Origin of the sequence: Streptomyces sp. SID13031 (genome assembly GCF_010548305.1) — a bacterium.
Classification (GTDB): domain Bacteria; phylum Actinomycetota; class Actinomycetes; order Propionibacteriales; family Kribbellaceae; genus Kribbella.
Map to the genome: position 1 here is coordinate 1 of NZ_JAAGLV010000020.1, position 22,170 is coordinate 22,170.

The 22,170-nt window shown below is 67.8% G+C and carries 28 protein-coding genes and 1 tRNA gene; 20 read left to right on the top strand and 9 right to left on the bottom strand.

The features are described 5' to 3' along the window. Positions 1-620: HNH endonuclease signature motif containing protein (locus tag G3I17_RS31745; RefSeq protein WP_164601510.1), on the top strand; the 620-nt coding region annotated here is incomplete at its 5' end. A gap of 862 nt (positions 621-1,482) precedes the next feature. On the opposite strand, the gene G3I17_RS31750 is transcribed toward G3I17_RS31745, so the two are convergent. Then, positions 1,483-2,007 (bottom strand): GNAT family N-acetyltransferase, encoded by a 525-nt coding sequence (locus tag G3I17_RS31750; RefSeq protein ID WP_164601512.1) that lies wholly within the window; start codon positions 2,005-2,007, stop codon positions 1,483-1,485. Positions 2,008-2,046: 39 nt separating this feature from the next. Here G3I17_RS31750 and G3I17_RS31755 point away from each other — a divergent pair, with 39 nt between their 5' ends. Both G3I17_RS31755 and G3I17_RS31760 read left to right on the top strand, forming a co-directional pair. Then, entirely contained in the window at positions 2,047-2,610 is a 564-nt protein-coding gene (locus G3I17_RS31755; protein ID WP_164601514.1) for an XRE family transcriptional regulator, read from the top strand. 134 nt (positions 2,611-2,744) lie between these two features. Next, a complete protein-coding gene (locus G3I17_RS31760; protein WP_164601516.1) occupies positions 2,745-3,932 on the top strand; it encodes a TerC family protein in 1,188 nt (395 codons plus the stop codon). A 4-nt stretch (positions 3,933-3,936) separates the two neighbouring features. Here the strand turns inward: G3I17_RS31760 and G3I17_RS31765 are convergent, their stop codons facing one another. Continuing rightward, positions 3,937-4,431 carry a CGNR zinc finger domain-containing protein gene (locus G3I17_RS31765; RefSeq protein WP_239063121.1) on the bottom strand — a complete coding sequence of 165 codons (495 nt, stop codon included), beginning with the start codon at positions 4,429-4,431 and terminating at the stop codon, positions 3,937-3,939. A gap of 71 nt (positions 4,432-4,502) precedes the next feature. On the opposite strand from G3I17_RS31765, the gene G3I17_RS31770 reads away from it, so the two are divergent. The 5 genes from G3I17_RS31770 to G3I17_RS31790 all read left to right on the top strand — a co-directional run bounded on the left by G3I17_RS31770 (position 4,503) and on the right by G3I17_RS31790 (position 8,382). Continuing rightward, positions 4,503-5,366 carry an alpha/beta hydrolase gene (locus G3I17_RS31770; RefSeq protein WP_164601518.1) on the top strand — a complete coding sequence of 288 codons (864 nt, stop codon included), beginning with the start codon at positions 4,503-4,505 and terminating at the stop codon, positions 5,364-5,366. Positions 5,367-5,464: 98 nt separating this feature from the next. After that, the gene (locus tag G3I17_RS31775) at positions 5,465-5,812 is read left to right on the top strand and encodes a VOC family protein (protein ID WP_164601520.1); all 348 of its coding nucleotides are present in this window, start codon (positions 5,465-5,467) and stop codon (positions 5,810-5,812) included. Between the two features lie 174 nt (positions 5,813-5,986). Next, on the top strand, positions 5,987-7,165 hold the full coding sequence (locus G3I17_RS31780) for a hypothetical protein (RefSeq protein ID WP_164601523.1): 1,179 nt from the start codon (positions 5,987-5,989) through the stop codon (positions 7,163-7,165). Next, positions 7,140-7,991: a TrmH family RNA methyltransferase gene (locus G3I17_RS31785; protein WP_164601525.1), complete on the top strand. Its 852-nt coding sequence runs from the start codon at positions 7,140-7,142 to the stop codon at positions 7,989-7,991. The genes G3I17_RS31780 and G3I17_RS31785 overlap by 26 nt, the downstream gene beginning before the upstream one ends. 10 nt (positions 7,992-8,001) lie before the next feature. Further along, positions 8,002-8,382 carry a VOC family protein gene (locus G3I17_RS31790; RefSeq protein ID WP_203591051.1) on the top strand — a complete coding sequence of 127 codons (381 nt, stop codon included), beginning with the start codon at positions 8,002-8,004 and terminating at the stop codon, positions 8,380-8,382. Positions 8,383-8,386: 4 nt separating this feature from the next. Here the strand turns inward: G3I17_RS31790 and G3I17_RS31795 are convergent, their stop codons facing one another. Then, on the bottom strand, positions 8,387-9,181 hold the full coding sequence (locus G3I17_RS31795) for a methyltransferase domain-containing protein (RefSeq protein ID WP_164601527.1): 795 nt from the start codon (positions 9,179-9,181) through the stop codon (positions 8,387-8,389). 170 nt (positions 9,182-9,351) lie between these two features. Here G3I17_RS31795 and G3I17_RS31800 point away from each other — a divergent pair, with 170 nt between their 5' ends. Further along, entirely contained in the window at positions 9,352-9,648 is a 297-nt protein-coding gene (locus G3I17_RS31800) for an antibiotic biosynthesis monooxygenase (protein ID WP_164601529.1), read from the top strand. Beyond that, entirely contained in the window at positions 9,645-10,445 is an 801-nt protein-coding gene (locus tag G3I17_RS31805) for an isocitrate lyase/phosphoenolpyruvate mutase family protein (RefSeq protein ID WP_164601531.1), read from the top strand. Before G3I17_RS31800 ends, G3I17_RS31805 begins: the two co-directional genes overlap by 4 nt. Here G3I17_RS31805 and G3I17_RS31810 read toward each other — a convergent pair. Then, positions 10,434-11,732 carry an AlkA N-terminal domain-containing protein gene (locus G3I17_RS31810; protein WP_164601533.1) on the bottom strand — a complete coding sequence of 433 codons (1,299 nt, stop codon included), beginning with the start codon at positions 11,730-11,732 and terminating at the stop codon, positions 10,434-10,436. The two genes, G3I17_RS31805 and G3I17_RS31810, sit on opposite strands and share 12 nt — an antisense overlap. A gap of 100 nt (positions 11,733-11,832) precedes the next feature. Here G3I17_RS31810 and G3I17_RS31815 point away from each other — a divergent pair, with 100 nt between their 5' ends. The 3 genes from G3I17_RS31815 to G3I17_RS31825 all read left to right on the top strand — a co-directional run bounded on the left by G3I17_RS31815 (position 11,833) and on the right by G3I17_RS31825 (position 14,001). After that, entirely contained in the window at positions 11,833-12,378 is a 546-nt protein-coding gene (locus G3I17_RS31815; protein WP_343238484.1) for an ATP-binding protein, read from the top strand. Between the two features lie 66 nt (positions 12,379-12,444). Then, entirely contained in the window at positions 12,445-13,137 is a 693-nt protein-coding gene (locus tag G3I17_RS31820) for an RraA family protein (RefSeq protein ID WP_164601535.1), read from the top strand. A gap of 9 nt (positions 13,138-13,146) precedes the next feature. After that, the gene (locus G3I17_RS31825) at positions 13,147-14,001 is read left to right on the top strand and encodes an aldo/keto reductase (RefSeq protein WP_343238486.1); all 855 of its coding nucleotides are present in this window, start codon (positions 13,147-13,149) and stop codon (positions 13,999-14,001) included. A gap of 35 nt (positions 14,002-14,036) precedes the next feature. Here G3I17_RS31825 and G3I17_RS31830 read toward each other — a convergent pair whose 3' ends face one another. Beyond that, positions 14,037-14,921, bottom strand: coding sequence for an LLM class flavin-dependent oxidoreductase (locus tag G3I17_RS31830; protein ID WP_164601537.1), 885 nt, complete (start codon positions 14,919-14,921; stop codon positions 14,037-14,039). A gap of 92 nt (positions 14,922-15,013) precedes the next feature. On the opposite strand from G3I17_RS31830, the gene G3I17_RS31835 reads away from it, so the two are divergent. Then, a complete protein-coding gene (locus G3I17_RS31835; RefSeq protein ID WP_164601539.1) occupies positions 15,014-15,442 on the top strand; it encodes a MarR family transcriptional regulator in 429 nt (142 codons plus the stop codon). Positions 15,443-15,445: 3 nt separating this feature from the next. Here G3I17_RS31835 and G3I17_RS31840 read toward each other — a convergent pair whose 3' ends face one another. Further along, positions 15,446-16,285 carry an arylamine N-acetyltransferase gene (locus G3I17_RS31840; RefSeq protein WP_164601541.1) on the bottom strand — a complete coding sequence of 280 codons (840 nt, stop codon included), beginning with the start codon at positions 16,283-16,285 and terminating at the stop codon, positions 15,446-15,448. Positions 16,286-16,345: 60 nt separating this feature from the next. On the opposite strand from G3I17_RS31840, the gene G3I17_RS31845 reads away from it, so the two are divergent. Continuing rightward, complete coding sequence (locus G3I17_RS31845; RefSeq protein ID WP_164601544.1) at positions 16,346-17,365, top strand: lactonase family protein; 1,020 nt, start codon at positions 16,346-16,348, stop codon at positions 17,363-17,365. A 15-nt stretch (positions 17,366-17,380) separates the two neighbouring features. On the opposite strand, the gene G3I17_RS31850 is transcribed toward G3I17_RS31845, so the two are convergent. Then, entirely contained in the window at positions 17,381-17,674 is a 294-nt protein-coding gene (locus G3I17_RS31850) for a hypothetical protein (protein WP_164601546.1), read from the bottom strand. Further along, positions 17,671-18,537 (bottom strand): phytanoyl-CoA dioxygenase family protein, encoded by an 867-nt coding sequence (locus G3I17_RS31855; protein ID WP_164601548.1) that lies wholly within the window; start codon positions 18,535-18,537, stop codon positions 17,671-17,673. Before G3I17_RS31855 ends, G3I17_RS31850 begins: the two co-directional genes overlap by 4 nt. A gap of 111 nt (positions 18,538-18,648) precedes the next feature. Here G3I17_RS31855 and G3I17_RS31860 point away from each other — a divergent pair, with 111 nt between their 5' ends. Beyond that, positions 18,649-19,446 carry an AraC family transcriptional regulator gene (locus tag G3I17_RS31860; protein ID WP_164601550.1) on the top strand — a complete coding sequence of 266 codons (798 nt, stop codon included), beginning with the start codon at positions 18,649-18,651 and terminating at the stop codon, positions 19,444-19,446. Positions 19,447-19,456: 10 nt separating this feature from the next. Then, the gene (locus G3I17_RS31865; RefSeq protein WP_164601508.1) at positions 19,457-19,702 is read left to right on the top strand and encodes a hypothetical protein; all 246 of its coding nucleotides are present in this window, start codon (positions 19,457-19,459) and stop codon (positions 19,700-19,702) included. On the opposite strand, the gene G3I17_RS31870 is transcribed toward G3I17_RS31865, so the two are convergent. Beyond that, positions 19,689-20,180, bottom strand: a complete 492-nt coding sequence (locus tag G3I17_RS31870; RefSeq protein ID WP_164601552.1) for a YajQ family cyclic di-GMP-binding protein — start codon at positions 20,178-20,180, stop codon at positions 19,689-19,691. The two genes, G3I17_RS31865 and G3I17_RS31870, sit on opposite strands and share 14 nt — an antisense overlap. Before the next feature lie 81 nt (positions 20,181-20,261). Here G3I17_RS31870 and G3I17_RS31875 point away from each other — a divergent pair. From G3I17_RS31875 to G3I17_RS31885, 3 genes are all read left to right on the top strand, one after another. Next, a tRNA-Tyr gene (locus G3I17_RS31875) sits at positions 20,262-20,344 on the top strand. A gap of 111 nt (positions 20,345-20,455) precedes the next feature. Continuing rightward, positions 20,456-20,905 (top strand): hypothetical protein, encoded by a 450-nt coding sequence (locus G3I17_RS31880; protein WP_164601554.1) that lies wholly within the window; start codon positions 20,456-20,458, stop codon positions 20,903-20,905. A 154-nt stretch (positions 20,906-21,059) separates the two neighbouring features. Continuing rightward, positions 21,060-22,169: a hypothetical protein gene (locus G3I17_RS31885; RefSeq protein ID WP_164601558.1), complete on the top strand. Its 1,110-nt coding sequence runs from the start codon at positions 21,060-21,062 to the stop codon at positions 22,167-22,169. The last annotated feature ends 1 nt before the right edge of the window (position 22,170 follow it).

The window sequence follows — 22,170 nt, forward strand, 5'->3', positions numbered from 1 at the left end:
CGTTGGATGTCGGGATGGACTACCGGTTCGTGACGCGTCCGATCCGGCGTGCGCTGATCCGCCGCGACAAAGGCTGCGTGATCTGCAAAGCCCCACCGTCGCATTGTCACGCCCACCACATCATCCACTGGGCCGACGGCGGCCCGACCTCGATCACGAATCTGGTGTTGCTGTGCGGTGCTCATCACCGCGCAGTCCACGCCGACCACTGGGCCGTGAAGATCACCAACGGCGTAGTCCACGTGACCCGCCCCGACTGGACCGTGCCCACCCCCGGCCGCCTCACCATGCCACCCCTGAAAGCCCCACCCACACCGAACAACTCACCGACGCCGGACACCTCACCGTGGCCGGACACTCCGCCGACTCCGGGTGCCGCGCGGGCACCGGGCGCCTTGACACTGGACGGCACCGCGCCGGGCTGGCTCGCGCCCACCACAGCAGCCGCAGCCTGGCCTGCGAGCGTCAACCCCAATGACCCACAGCCCGACCGGCTACGCCCCACAGCTCTCACCCCCGCCAGCACCTCTCCGGCCGCAGGTCTGTCCTGGCTCACCGCCGAGGCCGTCGCCGACCTCAACCCCTGGGGTGAAACCGGCACCCCCTCCACCGGCCCCTAACTACCACCGCACCACGGCCCCGCCACCCCAAGAGCACCCACCAATTCGCGGTGCTCTGCCGATGCACGGGCATCCGCCGACTCCCGGGCACCACCCGCAGGCGCCTGCCGACCCACCGGCACCGGTCGATTCGCGGTGCCCAATCGACGTAGGTCTCGCCGAGTCGAAGGTCTGCGACCTGCGCGAAGTAGGCGAGCCGTTCCTTCGTGCGGTTCACCTCGGATTCGACCATGAGGAGATGCTTTCGCGCAGAGGGCGAGCGGCGGGCGGCGGGCGGCGGGCGGCGGGCGGCGGGCGGCGGGCGGCGGGTCAACGAGTCGCGTCGGTTGTCGTCATGCGTCGACCGTAGATTTCACGATGGGACGGGCGCTCTATGCGGTGACGAGAGGTTTCTGGAGCTCGTCCATAACCGTGACGATCAAGCTCCATGCTTCGCATCCGTATGCGGCTGGGCGCCGCCGGGTTTCGAACATTCGTGAGTAGCTGCGACCGACTCATCGATGTCGTTCTGGATCTAGAAGAGAAACCAGAACGGCAGCATCGCCCGCGCGCAATCCGGCGTCTGGAGATGCCGGGGATCGCATTGTGCTCATAGATCCGGAACTGCGTCGTGCTCTTGCAGAGCGGTATCGGCGACAGCGTCAACCGCTCCAGGCCGAAGCGGGTCCGGTCTTGTAGGGCGTAGGCGAGTTGTCCGGAATCGAGTCGGATCGCCGGCGAGCCAGGTAAGGCTGGCAGGTATCGCCGAGGTACGCGGCTCGGTCGGTGGGAGCCGGGCGGGCCCGGTGCAACAGAGGAGCAACGTCGGGGCCGCGCGGGCGCGGTGCGACGGAGGTGCAACGTCGGGGCCCGCGTGGGGTTCTTAGGTGGGTTCGGTTGGTGGGTCGTCGGTGACTGCCAATGGGCGTTGGGACCAGGCGACGTCGTGCCAGGTGTTGAGTTTCCAGCCGATGTTTCGGTAGGTGCCGATGGGTTCGAAACCGAGTGCGGCGTGGAGGCCTTCGCTGGCTGGGTTGGGCAGGGTCATACCGGCGACGGCGATGCGGTAGCCGCGGGCTGTCAGGCGGTCGAGGAGGGCTTCATAGAGAGCGCGTCCACCACCTGTACGTCGCCGGCCCAGCTCCAGGTAGATGCTGACCTCGCACGACCACCGGTACGCCGCCCGGGGCTTCATGGGGCCGCCGTACGCGTAGCCGACGACCCGCCCGCCGTCGTCCTCGAGCACCAGCCAGGCGTGGGTTCGCACAGCCTGGTTGATTCGCACGGCCACCTCCGCGACCGTCGGCGGGTCGAGTTCGAAGGTGATCGCGGTGTCGCGCACGTACGGCGCGTAGATCGCTGCGCAAGCCTCGGCATCCGCTTCTGATGCCTCCCGAATCTTTCCCATGCCACGATAGTAGCCGCAACAGCCTCTATAGTGGCAACCATGGACGATCCGCTCTCCGCCTCGCTCGCCGCGACCCTCCAGTCGGCCCGCCTCAGCCGCGACCTCTCGGTCAACGCCCTCGCCGACCGCTCCGGCGTCTCCCGGGCGATGATCGGCAAGATCGAGCGAGGCGAGGCGCAGCCGACCGCCGTACTACTCGGCCGCCTCTCAGGAGCCCTGGGCCTGACGCTGTCCGAGCTGGTCGCCCGCGCCGAGGAAGGCACCGGCGACCTCCTCCGCCGCGCCGAAGACCAACCCACCTGGACCGACCCAGCGACCGGCTACCGCCGCCGCGCGATCTCCCCCACGTCCGACTCCCCGCTCGAACTGGTCGAGGTAGAGCTCCCACCCGGCGCCTCGATCGCCTACCCCGCCGACGCCTACATCTTCAAATACCAGCAAATCTGGCTCCTGGAAGGCACCCTCCACTTCCAGGAAGGCGACACCCTCCACAAACTGACCACCGGCGACTGCCTCCAACTAGGCGCCCCCGCCCCCTGCACCTTCACCAACCCCACAACAACCGCCTGCCGGTACTTGGTCGCCCTGGTCAAAGGCCGCTAACCCATCCGCCGGCCAAGCCGGCCGTGGCGTGGGGGACCACAGTCAGCCGACAATTCGGGTCGTTCGGGGACAGCGGTCGGCTGGGCGTGATTGGCTGGTACCGGCCGGGCCCCTCGTGATCGGAACCCCTGACGATGACCGTTTCCCCGTTGGTCTGGATTCTGACCATTGTCGGGATCCTCGCCCTGCTCGCGTTCGACTACTTCTTCCACGTCCGCAGCGCGCACGTACCGGCGCTGCGCGAGGCCGCGCTCTGGTCCAGCGTGTACGTCGGGATCGCGATCCTCTTCGGCCTCGGCACGCTCGTGTTCGGCGGCGGGGCGATGGGCTCGGAGTACTTCGCGGGCTACATCACCGAGAAGGCGCTGTCGGTCGACAACCTGTTCGTCTTCCTGATCATCATGACCAGCTTCCGGGTCCCCCGGGAGAACCAGCAGAAGGTGCTGCTGGTCGGCATCGTCATCTCGCTGATCGCCCGGGCCGGCTTCATCTTCCTCGGCTCGGCGCTGCTGAACACGTTCGCCTGGGTCTTCTACCTGTTCGGCCTCGCGCTGCTGATCACGGCCGGCAACATGCTCAAACCGCAGACCGAGGAGTCGCACTCGGCGCAGAACGTGATCGTCCGGCTGGCCCGCCGGCTCTTCCCGACGACCGAGAACTACGACGGCGACAAGCTGCTCACCATCCAGAACGGCCGCCGGATGATGACGCCGATGTTGCTCGTGATGGTGGCCATCGGTGGTACCGACCTGATGTTCGCGCTGGACTCGATCCCGGCCATCTTCGGGCTGACCCAGAACGTCTTCGTCGTCTTCACCGCGACCGCGTTCAGCCTGCTCGGGCTGCGCCAGTTGTACTTCTTGCTCGACGGTCTGCTGGACCGGCTGATCTACCTGTCCTTCGGGCTGGCCGCGATCCTCGCCTTCATCGGCGCGAAGCTGATCCTGCACGCGCTGCACGAGAACAACCTGCCGTTCATCAACGACGGCGAGCCGATCGAGGTGACGGAGATCAGCACCGGGCTGTCACTGGTCGTCATCCTGGTGGTGCTGGTGGTCACGATCCTCGCGTCCCTGTTCAGCACCCGCGGCCGGACCCAGACCGCGATGGCCAACATCCGCCGCGACGCGCTCGCCTATCTCGACGCGGAGTACACCGACGACGCAGGCGAGCGCGAGCGCCTGTTCGGCCGGCTGCAGGAGTCCAAGGAGCACATCGTTGCCCTCGGCCCCAAGGCCAAGCAGATCGTGACGAACGAGACCGAGCTGATGGAGCTCTGCGCCCGGGTGTTCGAGATCCGCCAGACCCGCATCAAGTCCTAGGCGCCTAGGTACTACGCACGCGGACCTGGTGCCGCCGGGCCTTCAACCGGTTGCCGCAGGTTGACATCGAGCACCAGCGGCGGGCATTGGCCTTGCTCCGGTCGATGAGGAACAAGGTGCACTCGGCATCGTTCTCGCACGGCCGCAACCGGCCCTGCACCTGAGCCCACGCGAGCACCATCCGGGCCGCGAAGCGAGCACCTTCCAACTTCCACTCCACGCCCGACTCCCCCACCACCGGCACCTGCCGCACGTCCGCGAGGAACCCCTGCAGACCGGCCTCCGACTGCTGACCCCGTACTACGCCGGAGATCGCGTCCCGCACGTCGCGCGCCGCTCCCGGCGTACCGGGGATGCCGTGTTCTCGCAGCCAGCCCGTCGCGCCCGCGCCCCGCAGCTCGTCCGTCGGCACGCCGTCGACGATCGGCGCCGAGTTGAGCAGCTCGAGAAGTCCCACCTCGTCAGCTACCGCCCGATCGGGCATAACCGCATTAACCATGTTGACAGGTTACACCCATTGGGTGTTCGCTAGCCCCTGTAACCGGATAAAACTTCCAAAGGGGTTAAACGATGACCGTTCACCACCGGACCGTCGAGGTCGACGGGCACGAGCTCTTCTACCGCGAGGCGGGCCCGACCGACGCGCCGGTGCTGCTGCTCCTGCACGGGTTCCCGGCGAGCTCGCACATGTTCCGCGAGCTGATTCCGTTGCTCGAGGACCGGTACCACCTGATCGCGCCCGATCACCTCGGCTTCGGCTACTCGGCGATGCCCTCGGCCGACGACTTCGAGTACAGCTTCGCCGCACTGGCCAGCTTGACGACCGCTTTCACCGAGAAGCTCGGGCTGACGAAGTACGCGCTGTACGTGCAGGACTTCGGGGCGCCGATCGGGTGGCGGATGGCTCTGGAGCACCCGGAGCGGATCACCGCAGTGATCACCCAGAACGGAAACGCGTACCTGGATGGGTACGTCGAGGCCATGTGGGCCGCCGTCGAGGCCTATGACGCCGACCCGACGCCGGAGAACGCGAAGGCGGCCGCCGAGATGCAGTCCGAGTCGCTGGTGAAGTGGGCGTACCAGCACGGCGTGAAGGACCAGACCCTCCTCAGCCCCGACGCGTGGCAGCACGACCTGTCGCTGCTCGCCCGGCCCGGCGCCGAGCGCGTGCAACTGGACATCGTCCGGACCTACCTGGACAACTTCACGCTCTACCCGAAGTTCCAGGAGTACTTCCGCACCAGCCAGGTCCCGCTGCTCGCCGCCTGGGGCGCCAACGACGAGATCTTCCCGGCCGCCGGCGCGAAAGCCTTCCAGCGCGACCTCCCCGACGCCGAGATCCACCTCCTCGAAGCCGGCCACTTCGCCCTGGAATCCAACGCCCCGGAGATCGCCGCCCTGATCAGGGACTTCCTGGGCCGCAAACTGGCCTGACCGAAGGCGGGGGCATGTCGAGGGCGCTTTCTGGGCACCGACCTAGCAGGCAGAGAACCGCCCGGCCGGGGCGGTCATCCCCGAGAGGTGAGGGTCCAGTGAAGGTCAAGGCAGTGCTCGCGGTGATTCCGGTCCACGAACTCGGAGCGGCAACCCAGTGGTACGAGTCGTTCTTCGGGCGTCCCGCGGACCAGCGGCCGATGGGCACACTGGCCGAGTGGCACGTGAGCGATCTTGGCGCAGTCCAGGTCTTCCAGGACCCCGACCGGGCCGGACGCACCTCGGTCAACTTCACCGTCGACGACCTGGACGCAGCCCTGGCCGGCCTGGCCGCAGCCGGAATCACCACCACCGACATCCAACTGGTCTCCAGCGGCCGCCAACTCCTGGCCACCACCACCGACGTAGACGGCAACAACCTCGGCCTGATCCAGATCATCGGCTGATGTCCTGTCCCGACCGACAGGACATAGTCGTCCGTTCGGCCGGGCGCCACGCTCACGGAAGCGGCAGCCGGCGGCCGTTGGGGGACTATGTCCTGTCCGTCGGGACGGCTCCCTCTACGATTCAGGGTCCAGGTCGTAGGGGGATGTCGGGTGCTGCGCAGGGTGTTGGTTGGTGTGGCTGTAGTGGCCAGTTTGTTGTCGGCCGTGGGGACGGCTCGGTTGGTGTTGCCGCGCGGGGAGCCGGTCGACGGCGCGGTGAAGCAGTTGCGGTTTCTTCGGGGGGCGATCGACGGTGGGGCGGATCAGGACGCTCAGGGGCTGAAGCCTGAGGGGTACTTCTTTCTGAACGTGCTCTACGGGTTGTCCTGGGTGCAGGTCGGGCTCGAGTCGCCGGAGCGCACGGCGGACGCGGTGCGCGAGGCGCAGTGGGCGCTCGCCCGGCTGAACACGGCCGATGGCACGCGACCCTTCGACCTCGCAGGATTGTCACCCCGGTACGGCGTGTTTCACGCGGGCTGGACCAATTGGCTCCGCGGCGGGATTCTCTCGCTGCAGCCGGCCGAGTCGCGCGACACCGCGGAGTACACGAAGGCTTCGAGCGAGCTGGCGAAGGCCTTCGACGCATCGGAAACGCCTTATCTGGACGCGTATCCGGGCCAGGCCTGGCCGGTGGACTCGACGGTGGCGATGGCGTCGCTGGCCCTGTACGACCACCTGATGACGCCGCGATTCCAGCCGACCGTGGCGCGTTGGGTGGCCGGGGTGAAGACGCGGCTCGATCCGGCGACCGGGCTGATGCCGCACCAGGTGACGCCGGTGAGCACGGGTGCTCGGGGCACATCGCAGACCGTCATCCACCGGTTCCTGCTGGAGATCGATCCGGGTTTCGCACGATCGCAGTACGAGGTGTTCCGGGAGAAGTTCGTCACCGGGCTCGGGCCGGCCGTCCGGGAGTTCCCGAAAGGGACCGACGGGAGTGGGGATGTCGACTCCGGGCCGCTGGTGTTCGGGGTCAGCTTGTCGGCGACGACGGTCGGGCTCGGGGCGGCGAGGGTCCAGCACGATCCTTTGGCCGGCGTACTGGCTCGGGAGGGCGACCTGCTCGGAGTACCGGTCAGTGGGCTGCACACCAAGCGGTATGCGCTGGGGCTGGTGCCGATCGGCGATGCGTTTGTCGTCTGGTCTGCGACCGCCCGGCCGTTTGCCGCCGGGCAACAACCGGAGCTCTCCGAAGGGTTCGGTTGGTGGTGGCTTCCGTGGCTGTTGCTGGTGTGGCTGCCGAGCCTCGTACTGTGGGGGTTCGTTCGGCTGACCAGACGGAGGATCGATGGCCGCGGCGCAGCGGATCAGTAGTCGGAACGCACGGTTCCAGGTGTGGCAGGCATTGCTGGGCAACCGGAACAAGCGGCTGCGAGCCGGCGAGTTCCTCGTCCAGGGCGTTCGGCCGATCAGTCTGGCGATCGAGCACGGGTGGACCATCCGGGCGTTCATCTACGACTCGGAACGCGGGTTGTCGCGCTGGGCGCAGGACGTTCTGCAGGGGCAGCGTGCGGTCGAGCGGGTGAGCATGGCGCCGGAGCTGCTGACCGAGCTGGGCGAGAAGGGCGAGACGGCGCCCGAGTTGATCGCCGTGGTGGAGATGCCGGCGGATGACCTCAGCCGGATCAAGGTCGGGCCGGACTTTCTCGGCGTCGTGTTCGACCGGCCGACCGGGCCGGGCAACATCGGGTCGATCATTCGCTCGGCGGACGCCTTCGGGGCCGACGGGGTGATCGTCACCGGGCACGCGGCCGACGTCTACGACTCGAAGGCGGTCCGGGCGAGCACGGGCTCGCTGTTCGCAGTACCGGCCGTGCGGGTGCCGTCGCAGCGCGAGGTGATGGAGTGGGTCGAGGCGCAGCGTGCCGCCGGTACGCCGGTCGTCGTGGTCGGGACCGATGAGAAGGGCGAGGCCGACATCTTCGACTTCGACCTGACCCGGCCGACGCTGCTGCTGATCGGCAACGAGACCTCCGGCCTGAGCACCGCGTGGAAGGAGCTCGCCGACCATCTGCTCCGCATCCCGATGACCGGCTCCGCCAGCTCGCTGAACGCGGCCAACGCGGCGACCGCCGTGCTGTACGAGGTCTCCCGCCAGCGTTCCCATTCCTTCAAGACCGGCGATCTTCAAGGCACCTAGCGTGGGTGTCATGACCGCGTCCGTACGACCGCAACCGATGATCGCCGTGACCGACATCGAGAAGAGCAGCGCCTGGTACTGCGCTGTGCTGGGCGCGACGAGTGGCCACGGCGGCCTGGAGTACGAGCAGGTGCTCGTCGACGGCGAGCTGATCCTCCAGCTTCACAAGCTGGAGCTCGGCCATCACCACGGCACGATCGGCGACCCCGCGTTGCCGGTCGGGAACGGGGTGGCACTGTGGTTCCGGCTGGTGGACCTGGAGGCGGCTGCCGACCGCGCGAAGGCAGCCGGTTGCCGCATCCAGACCGATCTCCATCACAACCCCAACGCCGACCACCGGGAACTCTGGCTGCGCGACCCCGACGACTACCTCGTCGTCCTGGCCGACTGATCAATCAGGCGGTGGCGAGGATCTCGCCGTGGAGCAGGGAGATGAAGGCGGCGGGGTCGGCTGCCCAGGTCTTCCAGGCGGTGGAGATCCGGTCGAGGTCTTCCTGCGGTACGCCTGCAGCGCGGGCCTGGTCGGCCATGGCGGAGTGGAGGACGCGGTCGGCCCACATGCCGCCCCACCACGCCTTGTCCTCGTCGGTGGTGAAGGTCCAGTTGCTGGCGGTGGCCGCAACTTTCTCGAATCCTGCATCCCGGGCCCAGGAGAGCAGCCGTCGGCCGGCATCCGGTTCGCCGCCGTTGGCGCGGGCCATCCGCTGGTACAAGGTCATCCACTCCCCCAGCTCCGGTGACTCGGGGAACCAGGCGAAGGCTTGGTAGTCGGAGTCTCTTGCCGCGACGATCCCGCCCGGCTTGCAGACGCGGCGCATCTCGCGGAGTGCTTGCACCGGGTCGGCGACATGCTGCAGGACCTGATGCGCGTGGACCACGTCGTACGAGTCGTCCGGCAGGTCGAGGTGGTGGACGTCGCCGACGAGGAAGTCAACGGAGACGTCGAGCTTGGCGAAGGTCGCGCGGGTGATGTCGAGCGCGCCGTCATTCGCTTCGAGGGCCGTGGTCCGGCCCGGCTGGACGAGGCGCGCAAGGTCCGCCGTGATGGTGCCGGGGCCGGCGCCGATGTCGAGCACCGACTGCCCTGGGCGCAGGTGCGGCAACAGGTACGCCGCCGAGTTCTCAGCGGTACGCCAACTGTGCGAGCGCAGTACGGATTCATGGTGGCCGTGCGTGTACACGTTATTCATCTCGGACTCCCTTGTCCTCGTCAACAGACTCAGGCTAACCCTAAGTCTTGCACAATGAGACACATCGTCTCAGATAACGGTACGACTGAGATGGCCGAATATGGCCAGACCCGGGCCCGGTCCGTGGGCGAATCTTGACTCCTGAGAACGCATCGACCAGGAGGCAGAAAGTGCTCGCAAAGGTATTCCCCATCCACCTCAAGAACGGCAACCAGGCCAAGGCCGAGGAGCTCGTACTGGCGTTCGCGCCACAAGGGCCCGGGCAGGAGGAGGGCACCCTGTCGTTCCGGGTCTATCGCGACCCGGCCAAGCCCGACTATCTGCTCTTCGTCGAGCACTTCGCCGACCAGGCAGCGTATGACGCGCACACCGGCTCGTCGGCGTACAAGGAACTGATCGCCGGCCAGTTCGCCGACCTGATCGTCGAGTTCGTCGAGATCGACCACGAGCTGCTGGTCGGCGTATGAGTATCGACCGGTTGGCACAGGCCCGGGCCTTCCGGGCGCTTCACACTGACGGGCCACTGGTGTTGCCGAACGCTTGGGACCCCGGTTCGGCGCGAGCGATCGAGGCGGCCGGCGCCAAGGCCGTCGCGACGACGAGTGCCGGGGTCTCGTGGGCCGAGGGAGTTGCGGACGCAGGTGGTCTCACTCGCGCCGCGGCACTCGCTGTACTGCGGCGCATCGCGCGGGTGATCTCGGTTCCGCTCACCGCGGACCTCGAGTCCGGGTACGGCGCGACGCCCGCCGAGGTCGGCGAGACGGTTGCCGAGGTCATCGAGATCGGTGCCGTTGGCATCAACCTCGAAGACAGCATTGCCCACGTGCTGGTCGAACCGTCAGTACTGGCCGAGCGGATCGCCGCAGCCCGTTCGGCAGCAGTTGCCTCAGGCATCGACATCGTGATCAACGCACGGACCGACACCTACCTGTTCAGTGACGGCAGCGGGACGCTCGAAAGGGCTCGCCTGTACGCCGACGCCGGCGCGGACGTGCTTTTCGTACCAGGTGTGGTCGACGTCGAGACCATCCGTGAGCTAGTAGCCGGCTCACCGCTTCCGTTGAATGTGATGACCGGGCCGGGGGCGCCGACCATCGGTGAACTGGCTTCGCTAGGGGTCGCGCGAATCAGCGTGGGGCCGGCGATCAGCGCGGGCGCGTACGGTTTGGCAGCCGCTGCGGCGCAAGAGCTGCTTACCACCGGCACCTACGACGCCTTGGTGGCCGCAGGCAACTTCAGCAAGCACAGCGACCTATTGCGATAGGTGACGGTAGGCCAGCGCCCGCCATGGTCGCCAGGCTTCGGATTCCGCGGTGGGCTCGGCTGGGAACGCATCGCGCGCTCCCAGCCGGAGGGCGATTTGCTGGGCGGCGACTTCGCTGATGCCGTCAATGCTGGTGAGTGCCGGGACGAGGGTTTCGAGCGGCTCGGCGCCATCCAGCTTTAGGTTGCCTGCCGCAACTTCTTCGCCGAGCAGCCGGAGAGTCTTGCCGACCCGGCCCGGTCCGTCGTACCGGGCTGCCAGGGCTTCCGCTGAAGGGAAGGCATGGGTGAGTCCATGGCCGAGCCCGGCTACCGGCGTACCGGCAGCCGCGACCAGCTGGGCGAGGATTTCGTCGGCCTCGGAGGGCGCCTGGTCGCGGACGATGGCCTGGACGGCAACCTCGAACGGGCCCCACGCGCCAGGGATCCTGAGGCCAGGATGCGCTTTGATCAGCGGGCCGACGATGGGGTCGCCCCCGAGTTGGGCAGCGGCCAGGACGGGTTCGGATTCGAGGCCGACGAGCTGGGCGGCGCGCTCGACGACGTGGATCACGCCTTCCCAGTAAGGGAGATGGGCTCGGAGCAGCAGGTGATCGGCGCCGCCGGCCGTGAGCTCCAGCAGGCCCGGGTCACCGTCCAGCGCGATCGTGCGGCGGTAGACACCGTCGATGACGGACTCGACGCCGGGGATCGCGTGGCCGGCCAGGAAATCGACCATCGCTTCCCAGTCGTACGGCGGGGTGTACGGCATCCGAAGTACGAGACCGCCGTCGGCCGCCAGGCGGTCGGTACGGCGGCGGCGGTCGCGCAGTTCGCGTGGGGTGGACCGGAACACCTCGCGCATCGCCCGGTTGAACTGCCGCAGGCTGCCGAAACCGGACGCGAAGGCGATGTCGGCGATGGTCAGGTCCGAGTCGTCCAGCAGCCGGCGGGCGAAGTGCGCGCGGCGGGAGCGGGCGAATTGGTCCGGGGTGACGCCGAGGTGGTCGTTGAACATTCGGCGCAGGTGCCGCGCCGACAACCCGAGACGGGCTGCCAGCGCTGTCTCGTCGGCGTCGTCGAGTACGCCGGTGATGATCAGCTGGACCGCGCGGCAGACGAGTTCGGGAGCTTCGTCCGCGACGGTGCCGGCGACGCGGTACGGACGGCAGCGCAGGCAGGCGCGGTACCCGGCGGCCTCGGCGGCGGCTGCCAGCTCGAAGGTCTGGACGTTCTCCGCCAGCGGTTTGGCGCCGCACCCTGGGCGGCAGTAGATGCCGGTGGTCCGGACGGCCGAGTATGTGGTCACCCAGCCATCGTGCGGACCCGGGCGAGCGGAGTCCAGCCAGATCCGGACGAATGCTGATCGAATCCGGCCGAGCGCCTCACGCGGAGGCTAGGGTGCGCGGGTGTCGTCGAAGCCCATGCTCATTGTGGTCAGTGGTCCGCCCGGCAGCGGTAAGACCACGCTTGCCCATCGGCTCGCTGCGGCGGTCGGGTGCCCAGCGATCTGCCGGGACGAGATCAAGGAGGGGATGGCGCACGCGACGCCTGGCTTCGTACCGGGTCCTGCCGATCCCCTCACGATGCGGACACTGGCGACGTTCTTCGACGTCATCGGGTTGCTGATCGGCCGCGGCTCGACGGTGGTCGCCGAGGCCGCGTTCCAGGACCGGGTCTGGCGGCCGGGCCTGAGCCCGTTCCTCGGCCTGGCCGAGCTGCGGATCGTGCACTGCGTGGTCTCCGCCGAGGTCGCCCACGATCGCATCACCACCCGCGCCGCCGAGAACACCCTCCGCGGAGCCCACGAAGACGGTCACCGGTCGGCGGACACCTGGCGCCGCGGCCACGACGCCTTCGAGCCGATCGCGCTCCCGGTCCCCACCCTGACCGTGGACACCGCCGACGGCTACCACCCGGACCTCCCCGGGATCCTCCAGTTCCTCCACCGCTAAGTCCACCGGCGGACGTAGTACTGGGAGGTTCTGGTCTGGTATCGGTTGTCTGACTAAGGTCAGAGAATGGCTGATCTGCTGAAGCGGTTCGAGAATCTGACCACTGCTCATGTCGCCGACGCCTGTCTGCGCGTGGGTGTGCCGGTGCGGACGGTGTCGCTGCTGCCCGTCACCGCGGGGCGCGTCGCCGGACGGGTGCTGCCTGCGCGGCATGTCGGGAGTGTCGACGTCTTCCTGGAGGCATTCGAGTCCGCCGAGGCCGGTGACGTGCTCGTCGTCGACAACGGCGCCCGTCGCGACGAGGCCTGCGTCGGCGACCTGGTCGCGCTGGAGGCGCAAGCGGCCGGTGTCACCGGGATCGTCGTCTGGGGGTTGCATCGCGACACCGTCGACATCCAGGCGATCGGCCTGCCCGTCTTCAGCCTGGGCGCGATGCCGACCGGTCCACTGCGGCTCGATCCGCAGGCGGCCGACGCGCTGGAGTACGCGACGGTCGGGGAATGGACGGTGACGACGGCGGACGCGGTACTGGGTGACGAGGACGGCGTCATCTTCATCCCCGCCGACCGCGCCGACGAACTGCTCGACCTGGCGGCGACGATCCACGCGACCGAACGCAAGCAGGCAGAACTCATCCGCTCCGGTACTTCGTTACGCGAGCAGGTGCGGTTCGGCGCCTATCTCGCGGCGCGCAAGGAGCAGCCGTCGCTGACCTTCCGCGATCACCTTCGTGGCGTCGGCGGCGCGATCGAGGAGTAAGTTTCGCGGGTGTCCTCTACCGACTCAGATTTGCCCGCCGCTGCCGCGGGGACCTGGAAGCTCGGCGATCTCACCGTCAACCGGATGGGCTTCGGCTCGATGCGGCTGACGGCCGATCCGGATCGCGAGGTCGCCATCCGGGTACTGCGGCGCGCGGTCGAGCTCGGCGTCAACCACGTCGACACGGCCGCGTTCTACGGACCGGCCCTCGACCTGATCCGCGAGGCGCTGGCGCCGTACCCGGAGGATCTCGTCATCACCACCAAGGTCGGGCCGGGTGACGACCCCGAGCGCGGTTTCTACAACGCGACGACCGCGGCCGAGTTGCGCGGCCAGGTCGAGGAGAACCTCCGCCGGCTCGGCCGCGAGCACCTCGACGTGGTCAACCTGCGGATCATGAACCGGCCCGGCGAGTCCCTGGCCGAACGCTTCGGCTGGCTCGCCGAACTGCGCGACGCCGGGCTCATCCGGCACCTCGGCATCTCGAACGTGAGCCCCCACCACCTCGACGAGGCCGAGCCGATCGCACCGGTCGTCTGCGTCCAGAACAGCTACGCGATCGACACCTCCCGCGGCGGCGACGCGTTCCTCCGGGTCTGCGCTGAGCGTGGGGTCGCGTTCGTCCCGTTCTCCGCCATCGCCGGTACTACGCCCGAGGGCGGCGCGGCGCACGCGACCGTAGTACAGGCTGTCGCCGAAGCGCATGGGGTGTCGGCGCAGCAGATCCGGCTCGCGTGGACCCTCCACCAGGGCCCCAACGTCCTGGCCATCCCCGGCACCGGAAACCCGGCGCACCTGGAGCAGAACATCGCCGCCGGCTCCCTCGTGCTGTCTTCTGAAGAACTCACCAGCCTGAACGCTTGATCACCTTCGAGGTCACCGAACCGCTGGGCCAGTGATCAGCTGACGGCCGCGCGGACTGCGGGGGCGACCTCCTGGGACCAGCGGCTGAGGGTGGTTTCGAAGGAGTCGGAGCCCTGGGGGAAGAGGATGAAACCGGCGGCGCCGTGGTCGAGGACGGCTCCGGTCAGCTCTTCGACCCATTGGGCCGGCGAGCCTCCGATCCAGCGGCCGGCCTCGTCGCGGACCCGGTCGAGCGGCTGCGCCGTGATACGGCCGGGGAAGTTGTAGATGGTGGCGACGTCGGCGGGTTTGCGGCCGACGGACAGCGCCGCTTCGTCGATGATCGGGCGGGACTCGCGATAGCGCTCGCTGAGCCAGTCGGCGGCATGGCCCGGGATCCAGCCATCTGCCTGGCGACCGGTCGCGGCCAGCGATCTGGGTCCGTTCGATCCCGTCCAGATCGGCGGCGCCGGGAGCTGGGACGGCGCGAGCGCGGTCACGCCGTGGTACGGGTCGGTGACCGCTGGGCCGCCGCCGGAGAGTCGGCGAACCAGGATCATCGCCTGCTCGAACGCCTCGACGGCCTCAGCCGGGCGGACTCGCGGTACGCCCATGCTCTCGATCTTGTCCCAGGCGCCGCCCGCGCCCAGGCCGAGCACGAATCTGCCGCCGGAGAGGGCGGTCAGCGAGGACGCCGTCCGGGCGAGGACCGGCGCGGGGCGCAGCGGGAGGTTGGTGACGTTGGCCAGCGCGGAGATCCGGGACGTCCGGCCGAGCACGAAGGCGAGCGTGGCGTAGGGGTCGAGGAGATCGGGGAGATAGGGGTGGTCCGAGAGCGAGAACAGGTCGAGTCCGTCCCGGTCGGCCTGCTCGGCCAGCCGCAGGATGTCTGCCGTCGCCCGGATGTCGTGGGGAGATCCGTAGCCGAAACGCACGTTCATCGTCTGCCTCCTAGATAGTTCGTACACCTAAATACTAGGTCTACTAACTATCAGAACCACGAACAGTCCGCAGGCCGGACTACAGTGGGCCTATGGCGACGACGAAAGCCAGGCACACGGAACTGGTCGGTTCCCTGGTCGGCCTGATGCACGTTCTGCAGGACCTGTACGCCGAAACGAGTCGCCCGCTGGGCCTCACGCCCCAGCAGGCCCACCTGCTCTGCGTGCTCCTCGGCGGCCCTCAGGGCATGACCGACCTGAGCCGCATCATGAGCATCGAACGCTCCAGCCTGACGAGCATGGTCGACCGCCTGGAGCGCCGGTCACTACTCGCCCGCAACCCCCACCCCACCGACCGCCGCGCCTGCCAGATCACCCTGACCACCGACGGCCACACCCTCGCCGACCAGGCCCACACCGCCTTCACTGACCGAGTCGAGGCGCTGACCGTCAGTCTGTCCCCCACCGCCCGCAAGACCCTCGTCTCAGCGATCACCAACATCACTGAACCTGGCCAGTGATCGCTAACCGGTCTGCTGGGAGGCCAGGAAGGTCTCGTACTGCGTCCAGACGCGTCGCCACAGCGCGTCGCGGTCGGGGTCGGACAAATGCGGCAGCGGTAGCTGGAAGACGTCGGCGAGGACTTCGTAATACTCGGATTGTTCCTCGATGATCTGGTTGTCGGTTCGGTCGGCGTAGATCTGGGTGAAGCCGGCCGAGCGGATGACGGCGGTGCTGTCTGCGCGGCGGAGGAAGGCCGAGCAGGTTCGGACGAAAGGTGAGTCCGGGGACAGCGACAGGTGTTTGTGCTGGTCCTCGAAATCGCTGAAGGCGGCTGGGGCTGCCTCGAAGTCCATTCCGGTCAGGCTGCTGCGGGGGTCGTGGTCGAGGCGCCAGCCGTCGACGATGTCCGACTTCCGCAGGGACAGGTCGAAGGGGGTTTGGTGGACCTTCGCGCCAACCTCCAGCGGCATCGGGGTGAGGAGTCCGTCGCCCAGGCCTGCGTCGACCAGCCACACCTGGTCGTTCAGCGGGACGGTCAGGACCATGTGGCTCGCGTCCACGACCGCTGGGCGGGTGGCGGTCTGTACGCCGCCGCGGTGCAGCGTGACGTCGTACCCGAGGGTGGTCAGCAGGTGGGCGAAGACGCCGTTGAGCTGGAAGCAGTAGCCGCCGGTCTCGCGAGCGATGATGCGCGCCGCGACCGCCTCGGGATCCATCGGGCCACCCTGGCCGAACTGGTACTGCACGGTCTCGTAGGGCACGGTGCCGACGAAGGCTGCGTGCAGCTCGAAGAGCGCTTCGAGGCTCGGCCGGGGATGCGCGGCGACGCCGATGCGGTGGAGGAAGGCGGCGGTGTCCATGAGCTGAGCTTAAGAGGTCCATGGATGCGTGCGGGTTGAGTTAGCTGGCAGGGTGGGGGCATGACCTCGGAGCAGATCTATGTCGGCAGTTACACCTCTCAGGACGGTGGAGGTGACGGCATCGGGTTCGGCACGACGGAGGAGCTGCAGGTCGTCGCGGCGACCGCCGATCCGTCGTTCCTGACCATCTCGGCGGACGGCCGGTACCTCTACTCGACCAACGAGCTGGAGGCCGGCCGCGTCAGCGCCTTCGCGATCGCGGACAGCGGCGCGCTGGAGTTCCTCAACCACCAGCCGACCGGTGGCGCGGGCCCGTGCCACCTGGAGGTCGACCCGTCCGGCAAGTTCCTGCTGTCGGCCAACTACGGCTCCGGGTCGGTCGCGATCCACCCGATCAAGGAAAACGGTTCGCTCGGCGACCCGACCCAGATCCTGCAGCGCGAGGGCACCGGCCCGAACGCGGAGCGCCAGGAAGGCCCGCACGCCCACCAGGTCACCTTCGACCCGTCGGGATCGTTTGCCTTCGACATCGATCTCGGCTCGGACACCGTCTACGTGTCGACACTTTCGGCCAATGGCCGGCTCGAAGAGGTGAGCCGGTTGCAGATCCACCCCGGCGCCGGGCCGCGGCATCTCGCCTTCCACCCGGGCGGCCACGCGGCGTACCTGATCAACGAGCTCGACTCGACACTGACCGTGTGCAGCTTCGCCGACGGCAAGCTCGCCGCCGTCGAGACGGTGTCGACGCGGCCGGACGACGCGTCGGGCGAGAGCTTCCCTGCCGAAGTGCTGGTGTCGAACGACGGGCGGTTCGTCTACGGGTCCAACCGCGGCGACGACACGATCGCGGTCTTCGAGACCGGCGCGGAGGGCCTCGAGGCCGAGCTGATCCAGACGATCGGATCCGGTGGGACCTGGCCGCGGCACCTCGCCTTCAGCAAGGATGGCACCGAGCTGTACGCCGCGAACGAGCGCTCTGACTCGATCGCGGTCTTCACCGTCGACCAGAGCAGCGGCGCCCTCACCGCAACGGGGACGCCGCTGGACTGGCCGAAACCGGTCTGTGTCCTTGCCTACTAGTCCGACGCAGCCTGACTAGCTGCTGACGAGCTTCTCGAAGAAGAACTCGTGCTTGAGGAACGACACGTCGTACTCGTGACCCGGCTGCGGCGGGAGCAGTTGCGCGGCCTGGAAGAGCCGCCAGCCGTCCTTCAGCGCGTCGAGTCCGCTGGCGTACGGCGGGACGTCGGAGTCACCCGTGGTGGGTGACGTCGCACCGGTCCCGTCGTACGTCGACCAGCCGACCGTGCGCGAGTCGAGCGCCGACGAGGCCAGGTAGAGCACCAGTACCTGCTGGCGGACTGTCTGCTGGGCAGATGTGACGGTCATGCGATCTCCTTACCCTTCCCTGCGTGCGGGTTGACACTGCGCTGCGCGACCACGCGGCGCGGCCGGTTGGACACCCTGGTCACCCAATAGTCGGGGTCGTAGGTGTCATCACCGGTCAGGGCTTGCCAAAGCTTGACCCGGTTGTAGATCTCCAGCCGGCCGGTGGCGTTCTCGTACCAGGGGAACGTCTGGCCGAGCTCCTGGGCCACCGCGTCGTCGTACAGGTCGTCGGTGTTCCACAGCCGGACCTGGCGGACGGTCGGGTTGAAGCGGATCTTGAACATGTACCGGTCGATGGCGCTGTCGTTCTTGCGGCCGCCGTGCCAGATGCCGTGGTGCAGCAGGACGATCGTGCCGGGCGGGCAGGTGAGCCGGGTCTGGCCGAGCAGGTTCTGGTACCGGCCGGTGTCGGACTCGTTGGTACGGCGCAGGTGGCTGCCGGGGACGCTGAGCGTGCCGCCCATCTCGAGCGTCACCTCCTGCGGGTAGTACATGAGCTGGACGTCGAAGGCGTCCTCGCGGACGTCGATGATCGCGTCGCCGTGCAGGTTCTGCGCCTCACCCTCGTTCGCCTTGCGGATGTGGACCGCGTGGTGGTCGACCGTCGGCTCCGGGCCGACCAAGCTGTGGATAGCGCCGGCGATCTCGGGCAGTTGCACCAGCCGCTGGACGAACTCGCTGTCCACGAACGCCTCCGACAGCGGGGTGCCGTAGGGGACGCCGGGGATACCGGCCTTCAGGACGTCGAGCGCCTGCTGGTTCATCTCATCAGGGACGACGGCGTCCATCCGGAACGCGCCGGTGGCGACGAAACTCGCGAGCTGGACGGAAGTGAGGAGGTTCTTGCGATGCGGGTGGGGCATGTCTCTCCCTCTCGGGGCGACGGGTGCGTGGTGGTTGGTACTCCTCTAGGCTAGGTACCTGTTGTTCGAATTTGCGTGGGTTGTGTTCACCACTGGTGGTAATTTCTCACCATGATCCCGTTGCACCTGGCTGAGCCGCCGGAGCTGGTGAACGTCGGCGTGGGGGTGCATGGGGTGCGCGGGTTGCGGGACGTGTTCCAGCTGCCGGATCTGTGGCAGCTGCACCTCTACGGGTACTTCGCCGACCTGACCGTGGGCGGTACGACGTACCCGGTCGCGCCCGGATCGGTCAGCCTCACGCCGGCCGGAGCGCCGGTGCAGTTCGACTACCGGGGGCGTTCGGAGCACCTCTTCGTGCACTTCCGCCCACGAGTCGTGGGCGAGCCGTCGTACGTGCCGGTCGTACAAGACGCCGGTACTGCGGCCCCGGTGCTCTCCGACATGCTCCGCTCAGCCATCGGCGCGTCACCGAGCGGCTCTGCCCGGGTGGTGGCCGAGGTATGGGCCGCACTCTGGCGGGTAGCCCAACTGTCCGCGCCCTTGACTGAAGGCGGCGCCGCAGCCGGCCACTCGGCAGTCTCGACCGCCATCAGCTACATCGAGGCCAACCTGGCCCGGCCGCTCACCGTCCCCGCACTGGCCGCCGCAGCAGGCGTCTCCCACAACCACCTGACCAGACTCTTCCGCTCGGAGACGGGCACGACAGTAGTCGCCTACATCCGCCAGCGCCGGATGGCCCGAGCCCGCCACCTCCTGGTCTCCACCACCCTCTCCATCCCCGCCGTAGCCGCCTCAGTAGGCATCCCCGACCTCCAGGCCTTCAACAAAACCTGCCACCGAGAACTAGGCGGCGCACCCCGCGAAGTACGAGCCGGAAATGCGGTAACTGGTAGCGGGCGCACGACCTAGCATTCACCGCATGTATGACCGCCGTCTGATCGGCGGCTGCTGGGGTGTACCGCTCGCCTGGGACGGCACGCCGGCAGACCTCCCCGGAGGCTTCACCGAGTCGTTGGCCCGCTCGGTCGAGTCGCAGGAGGCCGGACTACCACCTCTAGGGGAGCCCGCCGTGGTGGATCTGGGTGAGTTCGGTCACGTCGAGACCGAAGTCCGCCCTGATCCACCCACGCAGCTGCCGTACGAAGTACAGGTCAGCGATAGTTGACGAACTGGACGGCGAAGTCGAGGTCCTGGCCCTTGATCAGGGACTGGACTGCCTGGAGGTCGTCTCGGCTCTTGCTGGAGATGCGGAGCTCGTCGCCCTGGATCTGCGCCTTGGCGCCCTTGGGGCCCTCGTCGCGGATCAGTTTGGAGAGCTTCTTGGCGTTCTCCTGGGTGATGCCGGCGCTGATCGTGGCGTTGATCTTGTAGATCTTGCCGGACAGCTTGGGATCCTCGGCCTCCAGGCCCTTGAGCGAGATCTGCCGCTTCACCAGCTTGTCCTTGAGCACGTCGAGGACGGCGTTGCAGCGCTCCTCGGTGTTGGCCTGCATGTCGATCGCCTCGCCGGACAGCTTGATCTCCGCGCCGACGTTCTTGAAGTCGAACCGCTGGCTGATCTCCTTCGCCGCCTGGTTCACGGCGTTGTCCACCTCCTGCTGGTCGACCTTGTTCACGATGTCGAAGGAGGACTCCGAAGCCATGGGCAGTTCCTTTCGATTTGCTGTCAGGGGCACTGTCTGTTGTATCGTCTCTCACGCTGGTTCACGAACCGGCAGCACCCTGGCGGGTTGCCCGAGCGGCCAAAGGGAGCAGACTGTAAATCTGCCGGCTTCTGCCTACGCAGGTTCGAACCCTGCACCCGCCACAGGAGCAGAAACAGCCCCTGACCTGGAGACAGGTCAGGGGCTGTTCTCGTGTTATCCAGTCGTTGTACTGGAGCCGGCTGCTGGACCTCACCCGCCGATACAGTCCGCTCATGCGTACTGAACCCATGGTGGTCGAAGGGCTTGCCGGTCCCGTCGTGCTTGCCGTCAACGCTTTCACAGGCAAGCACTCGGTCACGGTTGGCGGGTACCAAGTGTCGGGTACCAGGCGCGGGAACTACACGCTGCCGACTGCGGACGGTCGAACAGTGGCCGCCAAGTTGCACAGCAGTCTGCTGGATCCGCACCCGAGCATCGAGATCGCTGGTGTCAGGTATCGCACCGGGCCGTCGCTCCCGGTCGCGGTGCGGGTGCTGGTCGTGCTTCCGCTGGTGCTGCTGGTAGGAGGGCTGATCGGCGGTCTCATCGGTGCGATCGGCGTCGGCGCCAACCTCGGGATCGCCCGCGGCCAGCAGTCGACCGCCGTCAAATCTCTGCTGATGATCGGCGTCCTGATCCTCACCGTGGTGGTCTTCGTCGTCCTCGCAGCGGCAGTCTTCTAGCGATCGGCCAGGCACGCGCCACAGCAGCTCGAACAGCCCCCGATCGCAGCGATGCGCCCGGGGGGCTGTTTCGTGGGCGGGACAGGGAATACTGGGTGGGCAGGCGGGGGTTGCTGATTAGGTCGGGATGGCTAGAGCTAGGAGACAGCGGGCAATGAAACCCACCGAGTTCGTGAAGGTGAACAGTCAGTTCTGGGGGGATCACCTCAAGAGCGTGAGTGAGCACCTGCCGGGGAGTCACGGGCGTGAGCTGGTCGGGCCGTTGCTGTATCCGCGGCAGCTGGTGCTGACCGAGACGCCTGACTGGAACATCCTGGAGCTCGTCGGGGTGAGCCGTGAGTACAGGTCGCTCGAGGTGCGGCGGCAGAAGGCCGCAAGCATCGACGAGTACTTCGGGGCGTCGGGCGCCGGGAAGCCGGTGGCGAAGCTTCCGAACGAGAACTTCTACCGGGACGCGACGATCGCGACCGCGTACGGCAACGGCGTGCTGACCGCGGGATTCCCGGGCGCGCAGCGGTTGACGGAGTCGGAGTTGATCGGTCCCGCGGGGATCGGTGACGGGCAGTTGCTGGAGTTCGCGCCGGGGAACTACTCGGTTTTCCAGCGGGTGTTGCTCGCCTCCAGCACCGGTACTTCCAGCCGCGTGCACTGGAGCTTCCTCGCGATCGCCATCCACCGCTCCGAGCCGGCCGACAAGTACCGCGACTTCCTGCAGAACCTGGTCAACGCGGCGGCCCACCTGGACCCGGTCGGCACCGTGGCGGTGCCGCGTGGCGAGGTGGACCAGCTACTCAAGGCCGAGCCGTTCTCGAGCACGTACCAGCACGGCCTGGGCAAGGCGACGGTCGGCGAGTTCCTGCAGCAGCACGAAGAGATCCTGCTGGCCGCGTTCGACGCGACCCAGCTGATCCGCGAACCGCAGCTGGACGGGCTGGACAGCTCGCCGGACTTCATCCTCGAGCGGGCCGACGGCAGCCACATCGTGGGTCAGCTGGCGTTGCCGGTGCTGGAGATCGCGAAGGACGGCAAGAAGCGCCGCCGGTCGACCTCCGCCACGGACGGTGCCGCGCGCCTGGCGCAGTACGGGGAGTACTTCGCCGGCGCCGAGAACCGTGAGTTCGCGAAGACGAAGTACGGCGTGGAGGTCAGCAACCCGCGCAGCGTGCTGGTCACCAGCAACCAGGAGCTGATCGCGACCCCGGACGGCACGAACGAACTGGTCGACTACGACACGATCCTGCGCCTCGCCCTCGCCGGAAAGTAAC

Coding starts and splice junctions, on each gene's coding strand:
- G3I17_RS31830 (WP_164601537.1), bottom strand. CDS start 14,921: ATGAACGTGCGTTTCGGCTACGGATCTCCCCACGACATCCGGGCGACG.
- G3I17_RS31790 (WP_203591051.1), top strand. CDS start 8,002: ATGACCGCGTCCGTACGACCGCAACCGATGATCGCCGTGACCGACATC.
- G3I17_RS31840 (WP_164601541.1), bottom strand. CDS start 16,285: ATGGACACCGCCGCCTTCCTCCACCGCATCGGCGTCGCCGCGCATCCC.
- G3I17_RS31860 (WP_164601550.1), top strand. CDS start 18,649: ATGATCCCGTTGCACCTGGCTGAGCCGCCGGAGCTGGTGAACGTCGGC.
- G3I17_RS31820 (WP_164601535.1), top strand. CDS start 12,445: ATGGCTGATCTGCTGAAGCGGTTCGAGAATCTGACCACTGCTCATGTC.
- G3I17_RS31885 (WP_164601558.1), top strand. CDS start 21,060: ATGAAACCCACCGAGTTCGTGAAGGTGAACAGTCAGTTCTGGGGGGAT.
- G3I17_RS31855 (WP_164601548.1), bottom strand. CDS start 18,537: ATGCCCCACCCGCATCGCAAGAACCTCCTCACTTCCGTCCAGCTCGCG.
- G3I17_RS31750 (WP_164601512.1), bottom strand. CDS start 2,007: ATGGGAAAGATTCGGGAGGCATCAGAAGCGGATGCCGAGGCTTGCGCA.
- G3I17_RS31865 (WP_164601508.1), top strand. CDS start 19,457: ATGTATGACCGCCGTCTGATCGGCGGCTGCTGGGGTGTACCGCTCGCC.
- G3I17_RS31880 (WP_164601554.1), top strand. CDS start 20,456: ATGCGTACTGAACCCATGGTGGTCGAAGGGCTTGCCGGTCCCGTCGTG.
- G3I17_RS31845 (WP_164601544.1), top strand. CDS start 16,346: ATGACCTCGGAGCAGATCTATGTCGGCAGTTACACCTCTCAGGACGGT.
- G3I17_RS31765 (WP_239063121.1), bottom strand. CDS start 4,431: ATGGTTAATGCGGTTATGCCCGATCGGGCGGTAGCTGACGAGGTGGGA.
- G3I17_RS31870 (WP_164601552.1), bottom strand. CDS start 20,180: ATGGCTTCGGAGTCCTCCTTCGACATCGTGAACAAGGTCGACCAGCAG.
- G3I17_RS31760 (WP_164601516.1), top strand. CDS start 2,745: ATGACCGTTTCCCCGTTGGTCTGGATTCTGACCATTGTCGGGATCCTC.
- G3I17_RS31805 (WP_164601531.1), top strand. CDS start 9,645: ATGAGTATCGACCGGTTGGCACAGGCCCGGGCCTTCCGGGCGCTTCAC.
- G3I17_RS31795 (WP_164601527.1), bottom strand. CDS start 9,181: ATGAATAACGTGTACACGCACGGCCACCATGAATCCGTACTGCGCTCG.
- G3I17_RS31770 (WP_164601518.1), top strand. CDS start 4,503: ATGACCGTTCACCACCGGACCGTCGAGGTCGACGGGCACGAGCTCTTC.
- G3I17_RS31755 (WP_164601514.1), top strand. CDS start 2,047: ATGGACGATCCGCTCTCCGCCTCGCTCGCCGCGACCCTCCAGTCGGCC.
- G3I17_RS31850 (WP_164601546.1), bottom strand. CDS start 17,674: ATGACCGTCACATCTGCCCAGCAGACAGTCCGCCAGCAGGTACTGGTG.
- G3I17_RS31835 (WP_164601539.1), top strand. CDS start 15,014: ATGGCGACGACGAAAGCCAGGCACACGGAACTGGTCGGTTCCCTGGTC.
- G3I17_RS31785 (WP_164601525.1), top strand. CDS start 7,140: ATGGCCGCGGCGCAGCGGATCAGTAGTCGGAACGCACGGTTCCAGGTG.